Origin of the sequence: Halomonas organivorans (genome assembly GCF_014192055.1) — a bacterium.
GTDB lineage: Bacteria > Pseudomonadota > Gammaproteobacteria > Pseudomonadales > Halomonadaceae > Halomonas > Halomonas organivorans.
Window position 1 is genome coordinate 1 of sequence record NZ_JACHXM010000033.1, and the last position, 18,481, is coordinate 18,481.

15 protein-coding genes are annotated in these 18,481 nt (G+C 68.1%); 7 read left to right on the forward strand and 8 right to left on the reverse strand.

Annotation, left to right across the window (positions count from 1 at the left end; genetic code table 11):
* Nucleotides 1-488: 488 nt before the first annotated feature.
* On the reverse strand, nt 489-2,555 hold the full coding sequence (gene glyS / locus FHR96_RS19440; protein WP_183389385.1) for a glycine--tRNA ligase subunit beta: 2,067 nt from the start codon (nt 2,553-2,555) through the stop codon (nt 489-491).
* Between the two features lies 1 nt (nt 2,556).
* Nucleotides 2,557-3,501: a glycine--tRNA ligase subunit alpha gene (gene glyQ, locus FHR96_RS19445; RefSeq protein WP_183389386.1), complete on the reverse strand. Its 945-nt coding sequence runs from the start codon at nt 3,499-3,501 to the stop codon at nt 2,557-2,559.
* Between the two features lie 287 nt (nt 3,502-3,788).
* Between glyQ and rfaD the strand changes: the two genes are divergently transcribed.
* Together rfaD and waaF are read left to right on the forward strand one after the other, a co-directional pair.
* A complete protein-coding gene (gene rfaD / locus FHR96_RS19450; protein ID WP_183389387.1) occupies nt 3,789-4,745 on the forward strand; it encodes an ADP-glyceromanno-heptose 6-epimerase in 957 nt (318 codons plus the stop codon).
* Nucleotides 4,738-5,751: a lipopolysaccharide heptosyltransferase II gene (waaF, locus tag FHR96_RS19455; RefSeq protein ID WP_183389388.1), complete on the forward strand. Its 1,014-nt coding sequence runs from the start codon at nt 4,738-4,740 to the stop codon at nt 5,749-5,751. Before rfaD ends, waaF begins: the two co-directional genes overlap by 8 nt.
* Here waaF and FHR96_RS19460 read toward each other — a convergent pair.
* The 3 genes from FHR96_RS19460 to FHR96_RS19470 are packed head-to-tail and all read right to left on the reverse strand — an operon-like array spanning nt 5,741 to nt 9,232.
* Nucleotides 5,741-7,384 (reverse strand): sulfatase-like hydrolase/transferase, encoded by a 1,644-nt coding sequence (locus FHR96_RS19460; RefSeq protein WP_183389389.1) that lies wholly within the window; start codon nt 7,382-7,384, stop codon nt 5,741-5,743. The two genes, waaF and FHR96_RS19460, sit on opposite strands and share 11 nt — an antisense overlap.
* Complete coding sequence (locus tag FHR96_RS19465; protein WP_183389390.1) at nt 7,377-8,147, reverse strand: glycosyltransferase family 2 protein; 771 nt, start codon at nt 8,145-8,147, stop codon at nt 7,377-7,379. Before FHR96_RS19465 ends, FHR96_RS19460 begins: the two co-directional genes overlap by 8 nt.
* Nucleotides 8,144-9,232, reverse strand: coding sequence for a glycosyltransferase family 9 protein (locus tag FHR96_RS19470; RefSeq protein ID WP_183389391.1), 1,089 nt, complete (start codon nt 9,230-9,232; stop codon nt 8,144-8,146). Before FHR96_RS19470 ends, FHR96_RS19465 begins: the two co-directional genes overlap by 4 nt.
* Before the next feature lie 36 nt (nt 9,233-9,268).
* Here FHR96_RS19470 and FHR96_RS19475 point away from each other — a divergent pair, with 36 nt between their 5' ends.
* The gene (locus tag FHR96_RS19475; RefSeq protein WP_246393049.1) at nt 9,269-10,423 is read left to right on the forward strand and encodes a glycosyltransferase family 4 protein; all 1,155 of its coding nucleotides are present in this window, start codon (nt 9,269-9,271) and stop codon (nt 10,421-10,423) included.
* Here FHR96_RS19475 and FHR96_RS19480 read toward each other — a convergent pair.
* On the reverse strand, nt 10,399-11,109 hold the full coding sequence (locus tag FHR96_RS19480) for a 3-deoxy-D-manno-octulosonic acid kinase (RefSeq protein WP_183389392.1): 711 nt from the start codon (nt 11,107-11,109) through the stop codon (nt 10,399-10,401). The two genes, FHR96_RS19475 and FHR96_RS19480, sit on opposite strands and share 25 nt — an antisense overlap.
* Here FHR96_RS19480 and FHR96_RS19485 point away from each other — a divergent pair.
* From FHR96_RS19485 to waaA, 3 genes are read left to right on the forward strand one after another with little or no spacing between them, the layout of a single operon-like run.
* Nucleotides 11,108-12,205 (forward strand): glycosyltransferase family 9 protein, encoded by a 1,098-nt coding sequence (locus tag FHR96_RS19485; RefSeq protein WP_183389393.1) that lies wholly within the window; start codon nt 11,108-11,110, stop codon nt 12,203-12,205. The two genes, FHR96_RS19480 and FHR96_RS19485, sit on opposite strands and share 2 nt — an antisense overlap.
* Nucleotides 12,195-13,625 carry a bifunctional D-glycero-beta-D-manno-heptose-7-phosphate kinase/D-glycero-beta-D-manno-heptose 1-phosphate adenylyltransferase HldE gene (hldE, locus tag FHR96_RS19490; RefSeq protein WP_183389394.1) on the forward strand — a complete coding sequence of 477 codons (1,431 nt, stop codon included), beginning with the start codon at nt 12,195-12,197 and terminating at the stop codon, nt 13,623-13,625. The genes FHR96_RS19485 and hldE overlap by 11 nt, the downstream gene beginning before the upstream one ends.
* Nucleotides 13,625-14,923: a lipid IV(A) 3-deoxy-D-manno-octulosonic acid transferase gene (gene waaA, locus FHR96_RS19495; protein ID WP_183389395.1), complete on the forward strand. Its 1,299-nt coding sequence runs from the start codon at nt 13,625-13,627 to the stop codon at nt 14,921-14,923. Before hldE ends, waaA begins: the two co-directional genes overlap by 1 nt.
* Before the next feature lie 216 nt (nt 14,924-15,139).
* Here the strand turns inward: waaA and rpiA are convergent, their stop codons facing one another.
* Complete coding sequence (rpiA, locus tag FHR96_RS19500; protein ID WP_183389414.1) at nt 15,140-15,817, reverse strand: ribose-5-phosphate isomerase RpiA; 678 nt, start codon at nt 15,815-15,817, stop codon at nt 15,140-15,142.
* A gap of 86 nt (nt 15,818-15,903) precedes the next feature.
* On the opposite strand from rpiA, the gene ilvA reads away from it, so the two are divergent.
* Nucleotides 15,904-17,487, forward strand: a complete 1,584-nt coding sequence (gene ilvA, locus FHR96_RS19505; protein WP_183389396.1) for a threonine ammonia-lyase, biosynthetic — start codon at nt 15,904-15,906, stop codon at nt 17,485-17,487.
* Between the two features lie 354 nt (nt 17,488-17,841).
* On the opposite strand, the gene FHR96_RS19510 is transcribed toward ilvA, so the two are convergent.
* Nucleotides 17,842-18,474, reverse strand: a complete 633-nt coding sequence (locus tag FHR96_RS19510) for a 5-formyltetrahydrofolate cyclo-ligase (protein ID WP_183389397.1) — start codon at nt 18,472-18,474, stop codon at nt 17,842-17,844.
* Between the last annotated feature and the right edge of the window lie 7 nt (nt 18,475-18,481).

Below are 18,481 nucleotides of genomic sequence, written 5' to 3' on the forward strand. Positions count from 1 at the left end.
GAAGCCCGAAGCCCGAAGCCCGAAGCCCGAAGCCCGAAGCCCGAAGCCCGAAGCCCGAAGCCCGAAGCCCGAAGCCCGAAGCCCGAAGCCCGAAGTGGAATGTTCCACGTGAAACATCGGCAAAAAAAGGTTCATCGCAGATCAGCGTGAAGCCACTGCCGAGCCCGGTTGGCATGGTGAGAGTGTTCTTTGTGGCAGCGAGCTTCAGATCACGAAAGAGGGCGGCACCAACAGAGGGGATGTCCCGGGCGCCTGGCGGCGCCATTCGTCGAGGCGTCGAACCGGCAGAGGATCTGCGCTCCTACGACAACCTGCTCGGAGGCACTGGTCCGCTGAGGGGCTCCTCAAAGGAGATTCCATGTTGCCCTGCAAGCATTAGGGGCTCTGGAGTGCCGGACCGTGCGCCCACACCGGTATTCACACCAGGTGCGAAGAACGCAAAAAGAAGGGCCGGCGAGTCGCCGGCCCTTGGTCGTCGTGCGCGTTGCTTAGTGCTGGAGCTCGGCGATGTCCGCGATCTCGAGGAACAGCGCCTGGAGGCTGGCCAGCAGGGCCAGACGGTTGCGTTTCACCGCCTCGTCTTCGGCCATGACCATCACGTCATCGAAGAAGCGGTCGACCGGTTCACGCAGACCGGCCAGAACATCCAGGGCATCGCCGTAGCGGGCCGCGGCGAACAGCGGGGCGACCTTGTCCCGGCAGGTATCAAGGGCCTCGGCCAGGGCTTTTTCCGCATCCTCTTGGAGCAGGCCATCGTCGACCTTGGCGGTCACCGCATCGCTCTGCTTGGAGAGAATGTTGGAAACCCGCTTGTTGGCGGCGGCGAGGGCGGCGGCTTCCTCGCGGCTGGAGAAGACCTTCACGGCCTGCAGCCGGCGAGCGAAGTCCAGCGGCTTGGTGACCGGACGGGAACGTACCGCCAGATAGACCTCGGCACCGATACCTTCATCCTGCGCCCAGGCACGGAAGCGGTCGAGCATGTAGGCAAGCACCTCGTCGACCAGGCCGTCGGCGTAGGGCAGCTCCTGATGCTGGGCGGCGGCCAGCTCCAGCAGCTCGCGCAGGTCGAGGTCCAGCTCGCCCTGGATCAGGATGTTGAGCACGCCGATGGCGGCACGACGCAGGGCGAAAGGATCCTTGGTGCCGCTAGGGCGCTGCCCGATGCCGAAGATCCCGGTCAGGGTGTCGAGGCGATCGGCGAGGGCCAGGGCCTGGCCGGTACGGGTCTGCGGGATGGCGTCGCCGGCGAAGCGCGGCAGGTATTGCTCCTCGAGGGCCCGGGCAACTTCCGCATCCTCGCCGTCATGAGTGGCGTAGTAGCGGCCCATGATCCCCTGCAGCTCGGGGAACTCCAGCACCATTTCGGTCACCAGGTCACACTTGGCCAGTTCTGCGGCGCGACGAGCGTGGGCCACGTCGCCGTCGATGCGGCCGGCGATGAAGGCGGATACCGCGGCGTTGCGATGGGCCTTGTCGGCCAGCGTGCCGAGCTTCTGCTGGAAGACCACGCTGGATAGGCCGGCGATACGCTCGGCCAGCGGGCGCTGGCGGTCAGTCTCGTAGAAGAAGGCTGCGTCGGCCAGGCGCGGGCGAATGACCTTTTCGTTGCCCTGGATCACCAGTTCCGGAGAGGGGCTGTCGATGTTGGAGACGGTGATGAAGCGCGGCTTGAGCCGGCCGGCATCGTCCAGCAGGTGGAAGTATTTCTGGTTGGCCTTCATCGAAGAAATCAGGCACTCGGCTGGCACTTCGAGGAAGCGCTCATCGAAACCACCGGTCAGCGCGACCGGCCACTCGACCAGGCCGCTTACCTCCACCAGCAGGGCCTCGTCGATGACGGCCTGGGCTTCCTGAACCTCGGCCTCTGCCAGCACCTGTTCGCGAATGCGCTCGCGACGAGCGTCACGGTCGACCAGCACCCAGGCGCTTTCCAGCGCGGCCAGATAGTCGTCGGCATGAGAAAGGGGAAGCGGTTCGGGCGCATGGAAGCGATGGCCGCGGGTGGTACGACCGGCCTGGAGGCCCAGGGCGGCGGCCTCGACGACACGCTCGCCGTAGAGCATCACCAGCCAATGGGCCGGACGCGAGAACTCGACTCGGGAGGCGCCCCAGCGCATGTTCTTGGGTACCGGCAGGGCGGCGATGGCCTTCTCGACGATGCTGGGCAGCAGGGCGGTGGTGGCCTCGCCCTGCTGCTGCTCGCGATAGCCGAGCCAGGTACCCTTGTTGGTCTCCAGATGAATCAGCTGGTCGACGGTGACGCCGCAGGAGCGGGCGAAGCCCTCGGCGGCCTTGGTCGGCTGACCGTCCTTGAAGGCGGCGGCCAGCGCCGGACCGCGCCGCTCGACCTCGCGGTCCGGCTGCTTGTCGGCCAGGTCCTTGACCTGCACCGCGAGGCGGCGGGGGCTAGCGTAGGCCTTCACCTCGCCGTGGGTGATATCGGCCTCCTCGAGACCGCGGCGGACGCCGGCGGCGAAGGCATCGGAGAGATTGTCGATCGCGCCCGGCGGCAGTTCCTCAACGCCCAGTTCGACCAGAAAGGTATCGGCTGCCATCTCAAGCGTCTCCTTCGGCAAGCAGTTCGCGGCGCAGGGCTTCGGGGGCCAGCGGGAAGCCGGCGGCCTTGCGCGATTCGTAGTAGGCGTGCGCCACGTCCCGGGCCATGGTGCGCACGCGCAGGATGTAGCGCTGGCGTTCGGTGACCGAGATGGCATGACGGGCGTCGAGCAGGTTGAAGGTGTGCGAGGCCTTGAGTACCTGCTCGTAGGCGGGCAGCGGCAAGTTGGCCTCGAGCAGTTTGGTGCACTCGCGCTCCTGGTGATCGAAGGCCCCGAACAATGCCGGCACGTCGGCGTGCTCGAAGTTGTAGGTCGACTGCTCGCGCTCGTTCTGCAGGAAGACGTCGCCGTAGGTGACCTTGCTGCCGTCCGGCGCGATGGTCCACACCAGGTCATAGACGCTGTCGACGTCCTGGACGTACATGGCGATGCGCTCGATGCCGTAGGTCAGCTCGCCGGTAACCGGATAGCACTCCAGGCCGCCGGCCTGCTGGAAGTAGGTGAACTGCGTTACCTCCATGCCGTTGAGCCAGACCTCCCAGCCCAGCCCCCAGGCGCCGAGGGTGGGGGATTCCCAGTTGTCCTCGACGAAGCGGATGTCATGAACCAGCGGGTCGATGCCCAGACGCTTGAGCGACCCCAGGTAGAGCTCCTGAAGGTCGGCCGGGGACGGCTTCATCACCACCTGGAACTGGTAGTAATGCTGCAGGCGGTTGGGGTTTTCTCCATAGCGTCCGTCGGTAGGACGGCGGGAAGGCTGCACGTAGGCGGCATTCCAGGTCTCGGGACCGATGGAGCGCAGGAAGGTGGCCGGGTGGAAGGTCCCGGCGCCGACCTCCATGTCCAGGGGCTGGAGGACCACGCAGCCCTGTTCGGCCCAGTACTGCTGCAGGGCCAGGATCAGGCCCTGGAAGGTTGTCACGTCTGGCGTCGACTGTGTCATTGCGGAAGCACCGTTGGCCATGAATTCACGAGCCGTCAAGTATACAATCACGGGCAGATCGGTTATAGGCGCAGCCCGGAATACCTGGGGCCATCGTCGTCGGGCGTGGGCTCGGGGCTGATCCGTCGACGGAGCCCGGAGTGCCGGACCATCGAGAGAGCGCGGTGCCCCCTCCCTGGGCGCTACCGACGCCATCCATGGCGTAGGACCCTCTCTTCGCTCCGTCCCCGGCGCCCCTCATCAGCGGCCCAACCGCGGTGGCTCCAACCGCATAGAGAGGAATCAGCATGATCGTAGTGACAGGCGGAGCCGGCTTCATCGGCTCGAATCTGGTCAAGGCACTCAACGAGCGCGGTCGCGACGACGTGCTGGTGGTCGACGACCTTCGCGACGGCACCAAGTTCGTCAACCTCGCCGACTGCACGCTCGGCGACTACCTGGACAAGGACGACTTCCTGGCCCGGGTTCGGAGCGCGCTCAACGGCGAGAATCCGCACCTGCCGCCCATCGAGGCGATCTTCCACCAGGGGGCCTGTTCCGACACCACAGAGTGGGACGGTCGCTTCATGCTCGAGAACAACTTCGAGTACTCCAAGGAGCTGCTGCACTTCTGCCAGCTCAAGGGGATCCCCTTTATCTACGCCTCATCGGCGGCCACCTACGGCGGCAGCGAGGTGTTCCGCGAGGAACCCGAGCACGAGAAGCCGCTCAACGTCTACGGCTACTCCAAGCTGCTGTTCGACCAGTACGTGCGTGCGCGCCACGACGAGTTCGACAGCCAGGTGGTCGGCTTCCGCTACTTCAACGTCTACGGCCCCCGCGAGCAGCACAAGGGCAAGATGGCCAGCGTCGCCTATCATCACCACACCCAGATCAGCGCCGGGCAGGACCTCAAGCTGTTCGGCGCCTGGGACGGCTATGAGGCCGGCATGCAGAGCCGCGACTTCATCTATGTGGGCGACGTGGTCGACGTGAACCTGTGGTTCCTCGACCACCCAGAGTCCTCCGGCATCTTCAACCTGGGGACCGGGCGTGCCGAGCCTTTCAAGGCGATCGGCGAGACGGTGATCGACTACTACGGCAAGGGCAGTATCGAGTACATCGACTTTCCCGACGAACTCAAGGGGCGCTACCAGAGCTACACTCGCGCCGATATCGAGCGACTCCGCGAGGCCGGCTACGACCGTGAGTTCCGCACCGTCGCCGAGGGGGTGCGGGCCTACCTGGAGTGGCTGAATGCCTGAGCCGGGAGAGCGCATCCTGGTCGTCGGCCCCTCCTGGGTCGGCGACATGGTCATGGCCCAGAGCCTGTTCATGACCCTCAAGGCGCGTGATCCGGCGGTGCGCATCGGCGTGGTGGCGCCGGCCTGGTCGCGGCCGATCCTCGAGCGGATGGAGGAGGTCGACGAAGTCGCCGCCCTGGAAGTGGCCCACGGCGAGTTCGGTTGGTCCGCGCGGCGCAAGCTGGCAGCATCGCTCCGCGGGCGCTTCGATCGCGCCATCGTGCTGCCGCGCTCCTGGAAGTCCGCGCTGGTACCGTTCCTGGCACGTATCCCGCAACGTACCGGCTTTCACGGCGAGCAGCGCTACGGGCTGCTCAACGAGCGACGCCGCCTGGACAAGGCCGTGCTGGACCAGACCGTGAAGCGCTTCGTGTCGCTGGGGCTGCCGGCGGAGGAGGCAGCGCGCGGCGACTTCCCGATTCCTCGCCCGGCGCTGCGGCGCGACGACGCCAATCTGGCCGCGCTGCACGCGGCTCATGGCCTGGGAAGACGCCCTGCCATCGCCATGATGCCCGGTGCCGAGTACGGCCCCGCCAAGCAGTGGCCGCTGGCCCATTTCCGGGCGCTCGCCGAGGCGTTGGTGAGTGAAGGCTTCGAGGTGCGAGTGATGGGCGGCCCCAAGGACGAGCCCGCCGGCGAGGTGATTGCCGCCGGGCTAGCCCACGTCCACAACCTGTGCGGCAAGACCCGCCTGGCGGACACCGTGGACCTGCTCGCCGACTGCCGTCAGGCAGTGACCAACGACTCCGGCTTGATGCACGTGGCCGCGGCGGCGGGCACCCGGGTGCAGGCCATATACGGCTCTTCTTCGCCGGCCTATACCCCTCCGCTCACCGAAAATGCCGAGATCCACTATCTGGCGCTGGACTGCTCGCCCTGCTTCGAGCGGACCTGCCCACTGGGGCACACCAACTGCCTCAAGCAGCAGTCGCCCGAGCGACTGCTGCGCGCCATCCTCAGCGACTAGCTTGACCGCTGTCGGGCTGGTCCGGCGTCGCCGAGGCCGGCTCCGGGCGGGGAAAGTCCAGTCCCTCCCAGAGCCGACGCTGCAGCGCGGTTTCCTCCTTGAGCCGGGCGTTGAGCGGCTCGAGTCCATAGCGCTCGACCAGGGTCGGCTCGTCGGCGAGCAGCGATACCCCTAGCCCCGCCCGGTGATGATCGAGGCGAAAGCCCATTGCCTCGAGCACCGTGGGCAGCACGTCCATGGTCGAAGCCTCGCGGCGCAGGCGGCGCGGTGCCAGGTCGTTGTGGAGCAGCATCAGTGTGTTGGCCCGGGGCCCGGCGATCAGGTCCTCCCAGGCCGAGACGCGCATGGTCAGGTGGTCGCTGGCGATCACCACCAGGGTGTTGGCCAGCAACCCCTCGGCCTCGAGCCGTTCGACGAGCTGCTTGACCAGCCAGGCCGAGCATTCCACCGAATAAAGGATATCCACGCCATCGTGCTCGCCCTGGCGCCGGCGGCAGGCCCGGGCCGGATAGCCGGCGGGGGGATGGGTGCCGAGGCTCAGGGCGATCACGCCCCAGGGGCCGCCCTCGGCCTCGCGGCGGCGGATCTCTTCCAGGGTGAAGTCGTAGAGGCTGTCGTCGTACAGGCCCCAGCTGTTGAGATAGTCGGGGTCCTCGAGGCGCGGGGCCAGGGTCTCTCGACCGCGCACCCGGTCGAAGCCGTGGCCGGTGTAGAAGCGACCCTTGCCGGCGAAGCGGGTGCTGGCGCCGCCCAGATACGTGAGGTGATAGCCCTGGGCGGCGAGCAGATCACCCAGGCAGTTCACCCCGGGCACGACCCGCTCCAGGGGCTCGAACTGGCTGTCGTGGAGCAGCCCGGCCGGCATCAGCGGCGCACCGCACTGGCTGGCGATCATGCCGGCCATGGTCCAGCCGGTATTGTCGAGCTGGCGCACGCCCTCGAAGACCACGCCGCGCTGGCTGAGCTCGGCCAGCGGCGCGTAGGCATCGCCGAAGCGTTCGCGATCCGCATAGGTGCGTTCCAGGCTTTCCAGGTACAGCACCAGCAGGTTGGGGGGCTTGGCCGGCGTGTCCCGTATCACCGGCGGCACGTAGCGGCGATCCAGCCAGGCACCATCCTCGGTGACCAGCGCCGCGCCACGCTGGCCGAGACCGAGGAGCAGGGGGTTGCCGATCAGCAGCAGCACGGCCAGCAGCCGCTCCCGGCGCGCCCAGCGAGCATCGGTGCGCACCAGCCAGGTGAAGGCCGCCAGGATAGGCAGCATGGCCAGCGTATAGAGCACGGCGGCGATCAGGCGCTCGCCACCGCCGTGTTCGCCGATCCCTGCCTGGAGATGGAAGAACACCGCGCCCAGGTCGACGTTGCCGAAGCTGTCGGCCAGATAGACGTAGATGCCCCACAGGATCAGCGGCAGCAGCGACCAGGGCCAGCGAGGGCTCGGCGGCGAGTCGCCGGAAGCGACTCCCCAGCGGCGTGCATGGGCCAGCCACAGCCAGCCGGCGGTGATCGGCCACAGCGCCAGCCCCGGCAGGCGGGTAGCGGTCACCGCCGTGAAGCCCAGGGCGAGACCCAGGGTCAGCAGGGCCCACCAGCGTGGCCGCTTGAGTCGGGAGAGCAGGGAAGCGTCAGGCATCGTCGTCGGAGGTGGCGCGCTCGTTCTCGTACAATTCGTTCAGCTTGGCATACTTCATGTAGGCGTGGAACGCCGTTGTCATGGCCACGGTGAAGCCGTCCGCACCCTGGAAGAGGCCGCCCTTGAGGATCAGCTTGCGAAAGGTCGCGGTGGCCGCATGCAGCGCCGGGTTGATGGCGGAGGGTGGCTTGCCGCGCTCCTTCATCGCCCAGGCGTCGCGGCTCGAGAGCGCGTCGATGCGACTGATCCAGTGCGACAGGTCGCGATAGGTGAAGTGGCGGATGTGAGCATCCAGGTCTACCACCGCGGGTGCCTGCACCGAGGAGTGCGCCTTCTTGGGCAGGTAGCCCGAGGTGGTGCGGTTGTAGAGCCGGGTGACCGGGTCGGGGTAGAAGCCCGCGGCGCGAATCCAGTGGCGGCCGGCGAAGTTGCGTCGCTTGAAGCGATAGGCCTGCTGGGGATCGTCCAGCGCGAGCCCCTGGATCGCCGCGATGGCGTCCTCGTCGAGGCGTTCGTCGGCGTCCAGCGCCAGGATCCAGTCGTTGCGCGCCTGGGGCACGGCGAAGGCCTTCTGCGGGCCGTCGCCGAGATAGGGCTGGTGGATCACCCGGGCGCCGGCGGTCTCGGCGAGCGCCACGGTGTCGTCCTGGCTGCCGGAGTCGACGACGATCACCTCGTCGCAGACCCGTTGCAGGGAGGCGACGCAGTTGCTGACGTTGTCGGCCTCGTTGAGCGTGATGATGATGCCTGAGATGGGCGTCATGGGCGGGTCTCGCTGGTCGAAGGAGAGGTCAGGCGCTCGGCGATGGCCTTGGCGGCGGCGGCGAGATCGATAGCCGCCATGTCCGCCTCGTGGGCGCCCTCGGGCGGGCAGAAGGCCAGGCGTCGGTCCTCGGCGTTGCAGGTCTGCCAGCGCAGCGGGGTCGCCGAGCGGCGCGACGGGTAGAAACCCGCAGTGGCCCGGTTCAGGCATGCGGCAACGTGCAGCGGCCCGGTAGAGCCAGCGATGAACAGGTCGGCCGCCGCCAGGCGGCGGGCGAAGACCTCGAGCCCCGGGCTCGGCGGCAGGCGCCTGGCTTCGAGTCCGGCGCTGTCGAGCGTCTCGCAAAGCGCATCGGCGTTGTCGCTTTCGCCGGGCCCGGCGGTGATCACCCAGGCCGGCGCCTGGCCCGCCTCGCGTAGTCGAGCGTCGACATCGACGGCCAGCCTGGCGTAGGCCTCGGGCGTGAGGTTGACCGCCGAACCGCCGCTGCCGGGGTGCAGGAACAGCCAGGGGCGGTCGTCATCGAGCCCGGTGGCCACGGCCACGGCCTCGCGCTGGCGGGCGCGCTCGTCGGCGCTCAGCGGCCAGTAGGGCGGCGTCGGCCGCGGCGGTACCGCGATCCCCAGTGCTTCGAGCAGCGCCTCGGCGAGCTCCAGGTTGTAGGCGTACTCGGGCTTCTCCGAACGCGACCTGCGCTGGGTGATGCGACGGTTGTAGAATAGTTGTGCCCACTTGGTGGCCGGCGCCAGGCGCAGCGGGATGCTGGCTCGCCAGCCCAGCCAGCCGATGCGCGGTGTGGAGAACAGCGTCAGCAGGGCGTCGAATCGCTCGGCCTTCAGGCGAGCCAGCAGCTCGCGTCGGCCCTCGCGACCGGCTTTGTCGCCGGGGTCGATGATCACCTCGTCCACCCAGGGGCAGGCGTGGGCCATGGAGGCGGTATAGTCCGGGACCAGCACGCTGACATGGGGGCGTGGCGTGGCGGCCTTGAGAGCCGCCAGGGCCGGCCAGGCCAGCATGAAGTCGCCGAGCTTGTCGTTGCGGACCACCAGCAGGCGCGGCGGCCGTTGGTCGGAGAAACTCGTCATGGGGCTCCCGAGCCCCGCCACCGAATGGAGGATGCCTTGCGACCCAAGGTCATGCAGCTCTGCCTCTCGAACGGCTGGGGCGGACTGGAAATGTATCCTGCCCGGATTATACCCGAGCTGGCCCGTCAGGGGTGGGAGGCCCACGGCCTGGCACTTGCGGGCTCCCGGGTGGCGGCGAGCCTCGAGGCGGCCGGCGTCACGCCGCTGACGATGGCGTCACGCGGCCAGGCGCTGTGGCGGGTCGGCAGCATTCTCGCCTACCTCAAGGCCCACGGGATCGAGGTCATTCACTGCCACAAGTCCAGCGACCTGCGCCTGGGCGCACTGCTGGCCACGCTGCGTCCGGGACTCCGGCTGTTCTTCACCGATCACATGGGCGTCACCCGACCCAAGCGCGATCCCTACCACCGCTGGGCCTACGGCCGGGTCACCCGGCTGTTCTCGATCAGCGAGGCGACCCGCGCGCGCAATCTCAGGGCCTTCCCGCTGCCCGCCGAGCGCATTCGACGGCTCTATCTCGGCATCGATCCGGCCCCTTACGTCGAGGGTCTTTGCGAAGGTGAGTGCGCGTCGCTGCGCGCCGAGCTGGGCGTGCCCGAGGGGGCAGTGGCCATCGGTCTGCCCGGTCGAATCACGCCGGGCAAGGGGCAGCGGGTGTGGGTCGAGGCCCTGGCACGGCTTGCCGAGCGGGCCGAGACAGGCGGGCTCGCGTCAGCCTGGCACGGCGTGGTGATCGGCGGGCTCGGCGCGGAGGAGGGCAGCAATGCGGCCTTCGTCGAGGAGCTTCGCATGCGCATTCAGGCACTGGGGCTCGACGCGCGGATCACCTTCTCGGGCTTTCGCGCCGACCTGCCGCGCTGCCTGCAGGCGCTGGATATCGTCTGCACGCCCTCGCGTAACGAGGCCTTCGGCTTGACGGTGATCGAGGCCATGGCCGCCGGCCGGCCAGTGGTGGGGGCGTCGAGCGGGGCGATTCCCGAGCTGGTGAGCCCGGACACCGGGCGACTCGCCGCTCCCGAATCGCCGGAGGCATGGGCCGCGGCGCTGGCCGAGCTGGTCGACGACGGCGCACTGCGAGAGCGGCTCGGCGCGGCCGGCAGGAAACGGGTGCTCGACGACTTCACCCTGGCCCACCACGTGGCGGCGCTGGTGGCGGAATACGCCGGTCAGCCCTCCCGGGAGGAGGCATAGCCGCGGCGGATGGCCGACATGGCCGAGGCGGCGTCGAACTTGGCCAGCGATCGGGCGAGTCGCTCGAGATTGGCTTCTTGCCAGGCGCCGGGAGAGCGCAGCCGGCAGCGGTCGAGGTCGATCAGCCACGGCCGCTCGGCGGCATCGACCAGCAGGTTGCGGGCGTTGAGGTCCACGTGATCCAGGCCGGCGTCGTGGAAGCGACGCACCGTGGCGCCGACCCGCTCCAGCAGGGTGTCATCGGCGTCGCCTAGCCGTTCGGCGAGGGCGCGGGCACCGGGGAGGCGCACGGTGATCAGGCCAGCCTCGTAGGTGGGGCCATGGCGGGTCGCAGCGGCGGCCACCGGGCGGGGTACCGGCAGGCCGAGGGAAAAGAGCCTGGCGGTCAGGCGTAGTTCGCGGAAGGAACGGGTGCTCTGCGCCCCGGTCCATAGATAGCGCGACTCGCTGATCCGGGCGACCAGGCCGCCGCGGCGGTAGGGGCGTAGCACCCACTCTTCGTCGCCGGCGTCGAGGAACAGGCTGGCGCCGCGGCCGGGCGCCTCGCCGGTCACGCGTGCCTGACGGCGCCAGTGCTCGGGATCGAAGGTCGACGGGCCGATTTGTGGCGCCCCATCGGCGTCACATAAACTGTCCGCATCATATAAAATGAAAACCTTTCCCGTTCGAAACGTTGCCAATCGCATGAAGCATCCTCTGCCCGCCAGCCCCGCCCACATCGGCGTGCTGCGCCTTTCCGCCCTGGGCGATGTCTGTAACCTGGTGCCGACGGTTCGCGCCCTGCAGCGCCAATGGCCCCAGGCGCGCATCACCTGGATCATCGGCAAGGGCGAGCACAGTCTACTGGCCGGCCTGTCGGGGGTCGAGTTCGTCGTCTACGACAAGGCCACGGGCCTGTCGGGAATGCGCGAGCTGTGGCGCCAACTGGCGGACACCCGCTTCGACGTGCTGCTGCACATGCAGCAGGCGCTGCGAGCCAGCGTCCTGTCCCTGGGCCTGAAGGCGGACCTGCGCGTGGGCTATGACAAGGCCCGCGCCAAGGATGCCCAGCACTGGTTCACCCATCGCCAGCTGGCGCCGCATCCCCGGGCCCACGTGCTCGAGTCCTTTCTCGATTTTGCCCGGCTGCTGGGCGTCGAGGACCTGTCCCTGGTCTGGGACCTGCCAATCCCCGAGGGCGCCCGCAAGGAAGCCGCGGCGCTGACCGGCGGGGCGCCCTATGTGCTGATGAGCCCCTGTGCCAATCCGCGGCTACGCAACTTCCGCAACTGGTCGGCGGAGGGCTACGCCAGCGTGGTCGAGCACGCCTGGGTCCAGCACGGACTGAAGACGGTGCTCACCGGCGGCGGCAGCACCCAGGAGCGCGAGATGGGCAGCCGCATCCAGGCCTTGTCCCAGCCCGGGGCGGTGATCGACGCCATCGGCGGCTCCTCGCTGAAGGGGCTGCTGGCGCTGATCGACGGCGCCCGGGCGGTGGTGGCGCCGGACTCTGGGCCGGTGCACATGGCCAACGCCCTGGATACGCCAGTGGTCGGCCTCTATGCCACCACCAACCCGGACCGGGCCGCGCCCTATTGCTGGCGCGAGCAGGTGGTGAACCGCTATCCGGACGCGGTGCGTCACTTCCTGCACAAGGAGCCCGAGACCCTGCCCTGGGGGCAGCGGGTCCGTCATCCCGACGCCATGTCGCTGATTCATGCCGACGACGTCATTCGAAACCTCGAGGCGGTGTTGTCCATCGCCGCATCCCGCCAGGAAAGGGAGCCTTCCGATGAAGCTTGATCTGACCGCCCTGGAGCATTCTCGCCTGCTGGTGGTGGGCGACGTCATGCTCGACCGCTACTTCCATGGCGGCACCTCACGCATCTCCCCCGAGGCTCCGGTGCCCGTGGTGCGGGTCGACGAGTCGGAGGACCGGCCCGGTGGCGCCGCCAACGTGGCGCTCAACATCGCTTCCCTGGGGGCCCGGGCGTCGCTGGCCGGGCTGGTGGGCGAAGACGACAACGCCGACCTGCTGACGCACCGCCTCGAGGATGCCGGTGTGAGCACTTACTTCGCCCGTAGCGCCGAGATTCCCACGATAACCAAGCTCAGGGTGATGAGCCGCAACCAGCAGCTGATCCGTCTCGATTTCGAGCAGAGCCTCGGCGAGGTGGATACCGGCCCCCTGGCGAGCCGGGTCGAGGCAGCCTTGGGCGATGCCGACCTGGTGATCCTTTCCGACTATGGCAAGGGCACCCTGGCCGACGTCCAGGGGTTGATCGACCGCGTTCGTGCCGCCGGCAAGCGCGTGCTGGTCGACCCCAAGGGCGGTGACTTCCGCAAGTATCGAGGCGCCAGCGTGATCACGCCCAACCTGGCCGAGTTCGAGGCGGTCGCCGGCCCTTGCCCGGATGACGCCACCCTGGCCGAGCGCGGCGAGGCACTGCGCGCCGAGCTCGAGCTCGAAGCGCTGTTGATCACTCGCAGCGAGAAGGGCATGACCCTGATCCGTGAGGCTCACGAGCCGCTGCACCTGCCGACGCGTGCCCGAGAGGTCTTCGACGTCACCGGTGCCGGCGACACCGTGATCGGCGTGCTCGGCCTGGCCCTGGCCGCCGGTCATGGCTTCCCGGAGGCCATGACCCTGGCCAACCTGGCCGCCGGACTGGTCGTTGCCAAGCCGGGCACCGCCACGCTTTCCATCGCCGAGCTTTACACCGCCTTGCATGGCGACAAGCTGGCCGAGTTCGGCGTCATTGCCGAGCCTGCGCTGATCGAGGCGGTACGCGCCGCCCAGGCCCGCGGCGAGCGGGTGGTGATGACCAACGGCTGCTTCGATATCCTGCACGCCGGTCATGTGGCCTACCTGGAACATGCCCGCCAGCTCGGCGACCGGCTGATCGTCGCGGTCAATGACGATGCTTCCATTGCCCGGCTCAAGGGGCCCAAGCGGCCGATCAACCCGCTGGTCCGGCGCATGCAGGTGCTGGCCGGGCTGGGTGCGGTGGACTGGGTGGTGCCCTTCGGCGAGGACACTCCGCAGCGGCTGATCGAGGCGGTGCTGCCCGATGTGCTGGTCAAGGGCGGCGACTACCGGCCTGAACAGATCGCCGGCGGCGAGGCCGTGCGGGCCGCCGGCGGCGAGGTCCGGGTGCTGGGCTTCGAGGATGGCGTCTCGACCACGGCGATGATCTCCACCATCCTCGACCGCGAGGCCTGATGGCCGGCCATCCCTGGGTGCGGCGTGGCTATTCGGCTGCGCTGCTGGCGCTCTCGCCGCTGATCTGGCGGCGGGTGTGGCGGGAGAATCTGCCGGGCCGCTCGCGTGCTGAACGCTGGGGTTGCATTGCCACCCCATCGACGGCGGTTCGGACCCTGTGGCTACACTGCGCCTCGCTGGGCGAGGTCCAGGCCGCTCGACCGCTGATCGAGGCCCTGGCGCGCCGTTATCCCGAACGCCGCCTGGTATTGACCACCATGACCGCCACCGGCGCAGAACGCGCCCATGCCATCGCCGAGCGGTTGCAGGGTGAGGGCGGTGCCGCCGAAGTGAGTCATTACTTCGTCCCGGTGGATTTTCCCGGTGCCGCGCGGCGTTTCCTCGAGCGCCTGCGCCCTGAACTGGCGATCTTCTTCGAAACCGAGCTGTGGCCCAACCTGCTGGCCGCCTGCGAACGGCGTGGTGTGCCGGTCGCGGTCGTCAACGGCCGGCTCTCGCCGCGGGCTTTCCGCGGCTATCGTCGCCTCGGGCGGCTGATGGCCGAGGCGCTATCCCATGTGGACTGGTTGGGAGCCAAGTCCGAGGACGACGCCGAGCGTTTCCGGGCGCTGGGCATGGTCGCCTCGCACATCGCGGTGACCGGCTCGCTGAAGTTTGATATGGCCCGTGATGACGAGGCTTTCGAGGTGAGTGAGCGCTTGCGTTCTGGCTTCGGTTCGCGCTCGGTATGGGTGGCGGGTTCGACCCACGAGGGCGAAGAACCAGCGGTACTCGAGGCCCATGCCCGGCTGCGAGAGCGCTATCCCGATGCCCTGCTGATCCTGGTGCCGCGTCATCCGCAGCGCTTCGAAGCGGTCGCCGAACTCTGCCGATCGCAGGGCATGACGGTGGCGAGGCGTTCGATGAGCGAAGCGGTCACCGCCGAGACGTCGATCTACCTGGGTGACACCATGGGCGATCTGCTGGCCCTCTACGGGGCGGCGGGCCTGGCCTTCGTGGGCGGTAGCCTGGTGCCGGTGGGCGGTCACAACCTGCTGGAGCCGGCCGCCATGGGCGTGCCGGTACTGACCGGCCCCGAGCTTGCCAACTTCACCGATGTGGCCGAGGCGCTGCGCGAGCAGCAGGCGCTGGTGGAAGTCACCGATGCCGCGACGCTCGCCGAGGCGCTCATGCGCCTGCTCGGCGACGCGGCGGAACGCGAGCGGCTCGCCGCTGCCGGGCGGGCGGTGGTCGAGGCCAATCGCGGCGCCCTGGCTCACACGTTGGAAGGCTTGGGTCGGCTATTGCAGGCGAAGTGAGTACTCACTTTTATGCCTGTGTGAGGCCGAGCTGGGGGCAAACAGAAGCGAGGGGTTTTTGGCCATGGGTAGGTGATCTTCGCCGAACGGGCTGGCCAAGGATGGCCAGCACCGGTCCTGCAAGCGGAGCAGGATGCGAGAGCGCCGCAGGGCCAAAGAAGCGCCCATGGATGGGTTCATAGCGCCCTCGCGCAGGTTTGCCCCGAGGCTCTCATGTCACGCTTCCGGCGTCAGGCGCTGCACGCCCTGGTCGGTGCCGAGCAGCAGCACGTCGGCGCCGCGGGCGGCGAACAGGCCGTTGGTCACCACGCCGACGATGGCGTTGAGCTTCGCCTCCATGCCCACCGGGTCGTCGATCATGAACTCGAAGCAGTCGAGGATCTGGTTGCCGTTGTCGGTGACCACGCCCTGGCGGTAGACCGGGTCGGCGCCGAGCTTGACCAGCTCACGGGCCACGTAGGAGCGCGCCATGGGAATCACCTCCACCGGCAGCGGGAAGTCTCCCAGTCGCTCGACCTTCTTGGAGGCGTCGGCGATGCACACGAAGCGCTGGGCGCAGGCGGCGACGATCTTCTCGCGGGTGAGAGCCGCACCACCGCCCTTGATCATCTGCAGGTGAGCGTTCACTTCGTCGGCGCCATCGACGTAGACCGGTACGGTGCCGACCTCGTTGAGTTCGAAGACATCGATACCGTGGCCGCGCAGGCGTTCGGCGCTGGCCTCGGAGCTGGCCACGGCGCCGCGGAAATCGCCGCGCAGCTCGGCCAGTTTGTCGATGAAGCGGTTGGCGGTGGAGCCGGTGCCGACGCCGATCACGACGTCATTGCCGAGAAGGGGGCGGATCTCGTCGAGGGCGGCGGCCGCCACGGCGTCCTTGAGTTCGTCCTGGGTCATGTCCTGCTCGCTTGGCTGGAGGGTGTCGAATGCCGCGCCATTATAGGCCATGGCGACTCGCCGTGCTGGACGCCATGGTGGCCGGAATGCTACCAATAAGGGTTCCCCTCGTGCCGCATCATGCGGCTCCTCGCGTCACCCATCGGAAGATCAGGATGCTCGAAGACACCGTCAAGAAGATACTGCAGGCCCGGGTCTATGAGGCCGCCCGGGAAACCCCTATCTCGCCGGCCCCCTTTCTCTCCCGTCGGTTCGACAACCAGATCCTGATCAAGCGCGAGGACCTTCAGCCGGTCCACTCCTTCAAGATTCGCGGCGCCTACAACAAGATGGCCCAGCTCACCGACGAGCAGAAGGCCAAGGGCGTGATCGCCGCCTCGGCGGGCAATCACGCCCAGGGGCTGGCCCTGGCGGCGCGGCAGATGGGCGTCAAGGCGGTCATCGTGATGCCGCGCATCACTCCCGAGATCAAGGTCGCCGCGGTGCGCGCACGAGGCGCCAAGGTGGTGCTCAAGGGCGACGCCTTCGCCGAGGCCGCCGACCATGCCCAGGAGCTGATCAAGGAACATGGCTACACCTATATCCCACCGTTCGACGACATCGACGTCATCGCCGGCCAGGGCACCGTCGCCGTGGAGATCCTGCGCCAGAATCCCGGGCGCCTGGACGCCATCTTCGTGCCGGTGGGCGGCGGCGGACTGATCGCCGGGGTGGCGGCCTACGTCAAGTATCTGCGTCCTGAGATCAAGGTGATCGGCGTGGAGTCCGAGGACAGCGCCTGCCTCAAGGCGGCCCTCGACAACGGCGAGCGCGTGACCCTGGACCAGGTCGGCGTGTTCGCCGAGGGGGTGGCCGTGGCCCAGATCGGCGAGGCGCCCTTCTCGGTGCTGCGTGACCTGGTGGACGATGTCATCACCGTGAACACCGACGAGATGTGTGCCGCGGTCAAGGACATCTTCGAGGACACCCGTGCGGTCTCCGAGACCTCCGGTGCCCTGTCGCTGGCAGGCCTCAAGAAGTATATCCAGCAGACCGGCGCCAGCGGCGAGACCCTGGTATGCATCAACTCCGGGGCCAACACCAACTTCGACCGCCTGCAGCACATTGCCGAGCGTACCGAACTCGGTGAACAGCGCGAGGCGATCCTGGCGGTGACCATCCCCGAGAAGCCGGGCAGCTTCAAGAAGTTCTGCCGCACCATCGGCAAGCGCATGGTCACCGAGTTCAACTACCGCTACGCCGATCCCGAACAGGCCCATATCTTCGTCGGCGTTCAGGTCAAGCCCGGCGGCGAGGATCGTCAGGCGGTGATCGACAAGCTGCGGGGCGCCGGCTATCCGGTCGAGGACCTGACCGACAACGAGCTGGCCAAGCTGCACATCCGTCATCTGGGCGGCGGCCGGCCCAAGGAACAGTTCGACGAGGAGGTCTATCGCTTCGAGTTTCCGGAGCGTCCCGGGGCGCTGATGAACTTCCTCACCCACCTGCCGCATGACTGGAACATTTCGCTGTTCCACTACCGCAATCACGGTGCCGCCTATGGGCGGGTGCTGGTGGGCATGCAGTTGCCGGGTGGCGACCGCAGTCACGTCGAGGAGCATTTCGACGAGATCGGCTATCGCTACTGGAAGGAGTCGGACAACCCTGCCTATCGCCTGTTCATGGCCTGAAAACGCACCCACTCGGTGAGTGAGTGGTCGCTTTCGTGGAATGTTCGGCCACATGGCGCCTTCACCCGAGTATGACAGTTGTCATGCTCGGGGCCTTCCGCTAGTCTGTGGCGGCAATCGGCGACGACGGCGTCGCCGCCAAGACACACGAAGGGAGTCGATGATGAAGCGCAAGCCCGACCTGGTCATGACCCTGGTACTGATCTTCGGTATCGGTGTCGTGGCGACCGGCTACGCCCAGGCGCTGGTCGGGCACTGAACGCTGCCGGCCAGGACGATTCCCGAAAAAAGCGGTCGATGCTCAGGCATCGGCCGCTTTTTTCATTCGGGCCAGGAGGGGGCGGTCAGTCGGCGTCAGGGGCGCAGGACGCGGCGATCGCTGACGATGGCGTCCAGCGGCACGTCCCAGGGCGCTACCGGCAGGCGTTCGACGCGCTGGCAGTCGTGGGCGAGGCCGATCAGGCGGGGGCGTGGTCCGGCGCCGCGAGTGAAGGCCAGAGTGCGGTCATAGAAGCCGCCGCCCATGCCGATGCGCTGCCCTTCGTCGTCGAAACCCACCAGCGGCATCAGGATCAGGTCCAGCGCCCAGGCCGACATGCGGCGGGCGCGATGTGCGCCGTGTCGGGTGCAGGGCTCCGGAATCCCGAAGCGATTGGTGACCATCGGGGTGCCGGCGTGATAGTGGACGAACCACAGGGCGTTGTGGGACAGCGGGCGCAGCACGGGAAGGTAGACGCGGGCGCCGCGGCCATTCAGCCAGGGCATCAGGTGGGTCGGGTCGATCTCGCCGTCGTTGGGCAGATAAAGAGCCACGCGCCTGGCGCGGTGAACTTCGGGCAGGTGGCGCAGGTGATGGCACAGCCGTCGTGAAGCCTGGCGTTGCTGCTGCGCGCTCAGGTGGCGGCGGCGACGTCTCAGCTCGCGACGCAGGCGTCGGCGGGCGTCGTCTCGCTCGATAGAGGCGGCGGTGTCCAGCATGTGAGTCATGTCGGAT